General features: G+C 67.1%; 6 protein-coding genes. 4 read left to right on the top strand and 2 right to left on the bottom strand.

Going from position 1 to position 5,222, the window contains the following annotated elements; all coding sequences use genetic code 11:
• Positions 1–586 (bottom strand): LysR family transcriptional regulator (locus ACXJLU_RS32620; protein ID WP_457337886.1); only part of this gene is annotated, 586 nt, incomplete at its 3' end.
• A gap of 99 nt (positions 587–685) precedes the next feature.
• Between ACXJLU_RS32620 and ACXJLU_RS32625 the strand changes: the two genes are divergently transcribed.
• Complete coding sequence (locus ACXJLU_RS32625; protein ID WP_457337887.1) at positions 686–1,084, top strand: tautomerase family protein; 399 nt, start codon at positions 686–688, stop codon at positions 1,082–1,084.
• A gap of 74 nt (positions 1,085–1,158) precedes the next feature.
• Here ACXJLU_RS32625 and ACXJLU_RS32630 read toward each other — a convergent pair whose 3' ends face one another.
• A complete protein-coding gene (locus ACXJLU_RS32630; RefSeq protein ID WP_457337888.1) occupies positions 1,159–1,635 on the bottom strand; it encodes a hypothetical protein in 477 nt (158 codons plus the stop codon).
• Positions 1,636–1,783: 148 nt separating this feature from the next.
• On the opposite strand from ACXJLU_RS32630, the gene ACXJLU_RS32635 reads away from it, so the two are divergent.
• From ACXJLU_RS32635 to ACXJLU_RS32645, 3 genes are all read left to right on the top strand, one after another.
• Positions 1,784–2,272 (top strand): GFA family protein, encoded by a 489-nt coding sequence (locus ACXJLU_RS32635; RefSeq protein WP_457337889.1) that lies wholly within the window; start codon positions 1,784–1,786, stop codon positions 2,270–2,272.
• 280 nt (positions 2,273–2,552) lie between these two features.
• Positions 2,553–3,800: an ABC transporter substrate-binding protein gene (locus tag ACXJLU_RS32640; protein ID WP_457337890.1), complete on the top strand. Its 1,248-nt coding sequence runs from the start codon at positions 2,553–2,555 to the stop codon at positions 3,798–3,800.
• 72 nt (positions 3,801–3,872) lie between these two features.
• Positions 3,873–4,748 (top strand): branched-chain amino acid ABC transporter permease, encoded by an 876-nt coding sequence (locus ACXJLU_RS32645; protein WP_073462523.1) that lies wholly within the window; start codon positions 3,873–3,875, stop codon positions 4,746–4,748.
• The last annotated feature ends 474 nt before the right edge of the window (positions 4,749–5,222 follow it).

The following is a 5,222-nucleotide window of genomic DNA, read 5'->3' on the forward strand; positions in this document are numbered from 1 at the left end:
GTGCCATCGCGCGCACCGGGCAATCGGGGCCGAGCAGCACCAGCGGCGCCGGCGCGTTCGCGGGCGGCTGCCAGCCGGGCGCCGCCACCCACGACAGCGGTTCGCGGCGCAGCAGCCGGGCGCCGGGCAGCGCCTTGTCGCTGGTGACGACGGCCAGGTCCATCGCATCGGCGGCCCACAGTTGCTGCAGTGCARCGGAACTGGCCCACAGCAGCTCGAAGCGGGCCTGCGGCTGCGCGTCGCGCAGCAGCGCGAGCAGGTCGGCCAGGCGCGCCGGCAGAAAGTATTCGCTCAGGCCGATGCGCCACACCGCCGCCTGCAGCGCCGGCTGTACCGAGGCGCGGGCTTCGTCCTGCAGCTCGATCAGGCGGCGTGCATGCGGCAGGAAGCGTTCGCCCTCGGCCGTCAGCGCGAGCGCGCGCGTGCTGCGCTGCACCAGGCGCGCACCGACGCTCGCCTCCAGCTGCTGCAGGTGGGTGCTGACAGCCGACTGCGTGCGGTTGACGCGCCCGGCCGCCCGCGTGACCGAACCGGCCTGCGCGATCGCGATGAAGCTGCGCAGCCACAGCGGGTCGAGGTCATTCATCTGAGTTGTCCATCAATGCGATCGAATAAAACTGATTCACGGATGGATGCTCGGTGCCTACAGTTGACTTGTCAACCCGACAAGCCATAGGAGCCCTCCATGCCCTACCTGCACCTCCAGATCTCCGGCGAGGCCGATGCGGCCCTCGCAGCGAACGCCGCCCGCAGCGCCACCGAGCTGACGGCCCGCCTGCTCGGCAAGGACCCGTCGCTGACGGCGGTCGTCGTCGACTTCATCGCGCCGTCGCAGTGGTTCATCGGCGGTCGCCCGCTGTCGGCCGGCGGGCCGCGCAGCTACCACTGGATGGTCAGCATCACCGACGAGACCAACACCAAGCGCGAGAAGGCGGCCTACCTCGACGCGGTGCACGCGACGATGCGCGAGCTGCTGGGCGGCGTCGCCGAGCATTCGTACGTGCATGTGGCCGACCTGCGGGCGAGTGCCTACGGCTACGGTGGGCTGACGCAGGAGCACCGCTACCAGCACGCGGCCGCCTGAACGCAGCGGCCATGAAAAAAGGGGCGGATCGCTCCGCCCCTTTGCTGCGACCGCGGACGGTCAGGCAGCGGGTGTCACTTGCTGGCGACGGCCGATGCCGCTGCTTCGACGCCGACGACGGCCTGGCCGTCCTTCTCGGTGCTGCGGTCGAACACGATCGTCTTGCCGAACTTCAGTTGCAGCCAGCTCGGGTAGTTGTAGCCCTTGCCGTTGTTGTGGTCGATGATCGCGCCGATGCCGCCGCCGAACAGGATGTTGCCGTACATGCCGCCGCTCGCGCGCGAGATCGCGCGAGCGACCGCCTGCGGGCTGTTCGGGTCCGTGCAGACGATGTCCAGGTCCTTGCCCGAGCGGTGCACGGGGATCGCTTCGCCGGACTTGCCGGTGAAGTTGCCGTAGTCGTTGGTCAGCCGGCACTCGGCGCCCTTGACCTCGGTGCCATCGGCCTTCAGCGTTTCCACGCGGATCGGCTGGTTCGATTCGTTGATGATCGACGCGCAGCCGGTGGCCAGCACGCTCAGCGCCAGCGCGCTCAAAAGACGGGTCTTCATGAAAATCCCTCCGGATTGGATTGGTTCTGTTGATCGCAGCCCCTCTGCTGCGCGGCGCAGTGTAGAAGCGCAGGGCCGAATTTTTTTCCACCATGTTGGGGATGACCGTGATCATTGACACGCACGGCGCCTCCGCGGAGGACCATCGATGCACCTGGAAGGCTCCTGCCACTGCGCCGTCGTGCGCTTCAGCCTCGAAGCGCACAGCCCGCAGCCCTACATGCACTGCCACTGCAGCATCTGCCGCAAGACGGCCGGCGGCGGCGGCTACGCGATCAACCTGGGCGGCGACGCCACGACGCTGAAGGTGCGCGGCCGCAAGCACCTGGCGGTCTACCACGCGGTGATGCGCGAGCCCGGCAAGCGCGCGACGCGCTCGAAGGCGCAGCGCCATTTCTGCGTCAGATGCGGCAGCGCGCTGTGGCTGTGGGATCCGCGCTGGCCCGAGCTCGTGCACCCGCACGCCTCGGCGATCGACACGCCGCTGCCGAAACCCGCCGAAGTCGTCGAGGCGGCGCTCGCTTTCGTCGCGCCGTGGGTCGATGTACCGAAGGGGCGCGGCCATGTGCACTCGCAGCACTGGCCGGACGAATCGCTGGCCGATTGGCACCGCCGGCACGGTGTCTGGAGCGAGTGAGCACGGTCTTGCCCCGCGCTCCGATGCCCCGCCGCGGTGCGGATTGCTGCGCCGGGCGCAAAGCAGTTTCAGCCTGAACGCACCGACTGGCGGCGGACGCGAACATCACGTACGTGAATACCACGAGGGCAGATCGGGGCGAATGCGCGAGCATCGATGCTGGTCGCAACGAAGCACCGCAACACGACACGCCGATGCCGCGCGTGATTGTCGTGTCCTACGGGAACACAGGGCTTTGCGAGGACTGAAGTTCATTCACCCGCCGCACGCAGGAGACAACATGCGCAGCCCCTGGACCCGTTTTTCCACTCCCCTTGTCGCGAGCGCGCTGAGCCTGGCCGCCGCTGCCGCCTTCGCTGCCGACCCGATCAAGATCGGCGTGGCCGGCCCGTTCACCGGCGGTTCGTCGTCGATGGGGGTCAGCATGCGCGACGGCGTGCGCCTGGCCGCCGACGAGATCAACAAGGCCGGCGGCGTGCTGGGCCGCCAGCTGGTGCTGGTCGAGCGCGACGACGAGGCGAAGAACGAGCGCGGCGTGCAGATCGCCCAGGAGCTGATCAACAAGGAGAAGGTCGCCGCCACTGTCGGCTACATCAACACCGGTGTCGCGCTCGCGTCGCAGCGCTTCTACCAGGACGCGAAGATCCCGGTGATGAACAACGTCGCCACCGGCTCGCTGATCACGCACCAGTTCGACAGCCAGCCCGAGAACTACATCTTCCGCAATGCGGCGCACGACAGCATCCAGGCGCCGATGATTGTTGAAGAGGCCATCACGCGGCGCGGCTTCAAGAAGGTCGCGATCCTGGCCGACTCCACCAACTACGGCCAGCTCGGCCGCGAGGACCTGGAGAAGGCGCTGGCGCAGAAGGGCATCAAGCCGGTGGCGGTCGAGAAGTTCAACATCAAGGACGTCGACATGACGGCCCAGCTGTTGAAGGCCAAGGAAGCCGGCGCCGAAGCGGTGCTGACCTACGGCATCGGCCCCGAGCTCGCGCAGATCGCCAACGGCATGACCAAGCTCGGCTGGAAGGTGCCGCTGGTCGGCAGCTGGACGCTGTCGATGGCCAACTACATCGACAACGCCGGCCCGGGCGGCGAGGGCGCGCGCATGCCGCAGACCTTCATCCAGGAGCCGACGACGCCGAAGCGGCAGTCGTTCATCATCAACTACCTGAAGACCTTCAACCCGAAGAACGCCCGCATCGATTCGCCGGTGTCGGCCGCGCAGGGCTACGACTCGGTCTACCTGCTGGCCGCGGCGATCAAGCAGGCGGGCGGCACCGAGGGCCCGAAGGTCAAGGCCGCGCTCGAGGACCTGAAGGCGCCGGTCGAAGGCGTCGTGACGACGTACAACAAGCCGTTCAGCAAGGGTGACCACGAGGCGATCACCGCGAACATCCCGGTGTTCGGCGAGGTCAAGGGCCAGCGCGTGGTGTATGCCTACCCGGACGACTTCAAGAAGGCGTCGGAGGTCCGCGTGAAGGACCCGAACGCCAAGGGCGCGCTGACCGCCGCGAAGAAGTAGGCCTTTGCCCGAGAAGACGCCGCCCCGGCCCGTGCCGCGGCGGCGTTCGTTTGAGTCCTTGCAGGAAGCACCATGCAGATCCTGACCCAACTCGTCTACAGCGGCATTGCGCTCGGGATGATCTATGCGGTGATCGCGTTCGGCTACCAGCTGACCTTCGCGACCTCCGACACGCTGAACTTCGGCCAGGGCGACGCGCTGATGCTGGGCGCGCTGGTCGGGCTGACCCTGGTCGGCCTGGGCCTGAACTACTGGCTGATGATCCCGCTGGTGTGCCTGTTCGGCGCGCTGCAGGGCGCCTTCGTCGAGCGCATCGGCGTGCGCCCGGCGATCAAGATCAAGTCGGAGTTCGGCTGGATCATGTCGACGATCGCGCTGGGCATCATCTTCAAGAACGTGGCCGAGAACGTGTGGGGCCGCGACGACCTGAAGTTCCCGTCGCCGTTGCCGGAGTCGCCGCTGAAGTTCCTGGGTGCGAACGTGCTGCCGATGGAGATCCTGGTGGTGGTGGGCGCGCTGCTGATGATGCTGGCGGTGGAGTTCTTCAACCGCAAGACGATCTACGGCAAGGCGGTGGTGGCGACCTTCAACGACCGCGACGCGGCCAAGCTGATGGGCATCAACACCGGCCTGGTGATCACGTTTTCGTACGCGTTGTCGTCGCTGACGGCGGCCTTCGCCGGCGTGCTGATCGCGCCGTTGACGCTGACCGGCGCGACGATGGGCGCGGTGCTGGGCCTGAAGGCCTTCGCGGTGGCGATCATCGGCGGGTTGACGAGCGGCATGGGCATCATCGTCGGCGGGATCATTCTTGGCATCGCCGAGACGACGACGGGCTTCTACCTGTCGACCGGCTACAAGGACGTGCCCGGGTTGGTGCTGCTGCTGATCGTTCTCGCGGTGAAGCCGGCCGGGTTGTTCGGCAAGTCCGCGATCAAGAAGGTTTGACGATGTCGGGGCTGTTCGCTAGCTGCTTGAGCAAAGGCGCGGGTGGGGAGGCTTTGGCTCGCCGGCCGGTGCGGTCTTCGCCCCTCTCGGGGCGAAGACTTCCCTCCGCTGACTGGTTTCATGGCCCGTCCCTATTGGCGCTCCACAGCCTCCCCACCCACGCCTTTGCCGCCGCCGCCGCTCTTTGCATGAGGGGGAACGAGACTGAACAGATCGACAAAGCACGCGCGCGCTCGCACGTTCAACGGTCACTCCAGTCTTTTCCCCCCAACAAGAGCGGGTGGTGCTTGCGGCGGGTGAGGGAAGGGGCCGGGCTGGGGGCGATTTCTGGGGCGACGGAGAAGATCGGCTTTGGGGATGGCGCGCGCCAGCGCGCTTCGTGGACTGACTCATCGGCACTGTTTGACCACAACGAACGAAGTGAGTGGAGGGAGTTTGCCGATGCATCCCCAAAGCCGATCTTCGCAGTGGAGT

It is taken from the genome of Rhizobacter sp. P5_C2 (genome assembly GCF_054049715.1).

Bases quoted from the DNA above. Each gene is read 5' to 3' on its own strand.
- ACXJLU_RS32640 (WP_457337890.1), top strand. From the start codon at position 2,553: ATGCGCAGCCCCTGGACCCGTTTTTCCACTCCCCTTGTCGCGAGCGCG.
- ACXJLU_RS32645 (WP_073462523.1), top strand. From the start codon at position 3,873: ATGCAGATCCTGACCCAACTCGTCTACAGCGGCATTGCGCTCGGGATG.
- ACXJLU_RS32635 (WP_457337889.1), top strand. From the start codon at position 1,784: ATGCACCTGGAAGGCTCCTGCCACTGCGCCGTCGTGCGCTTCAGCCTC.
- ACXJLU_RS32625 (WP_457337887.1), top strand. From the start codon at position 686: ATGCCCTACCTGCACCTCCAGATCTCCGGCGAGGCCGATGCGGCCCTC.
- ACXJLU_RS32630 (WP_457337888.1), bottom strand. From the start codon at position 1,635: ATGAAGACCCGTCTTTTGAGCGCGCTGGCGCTGAGCGTGCTGGCCACC.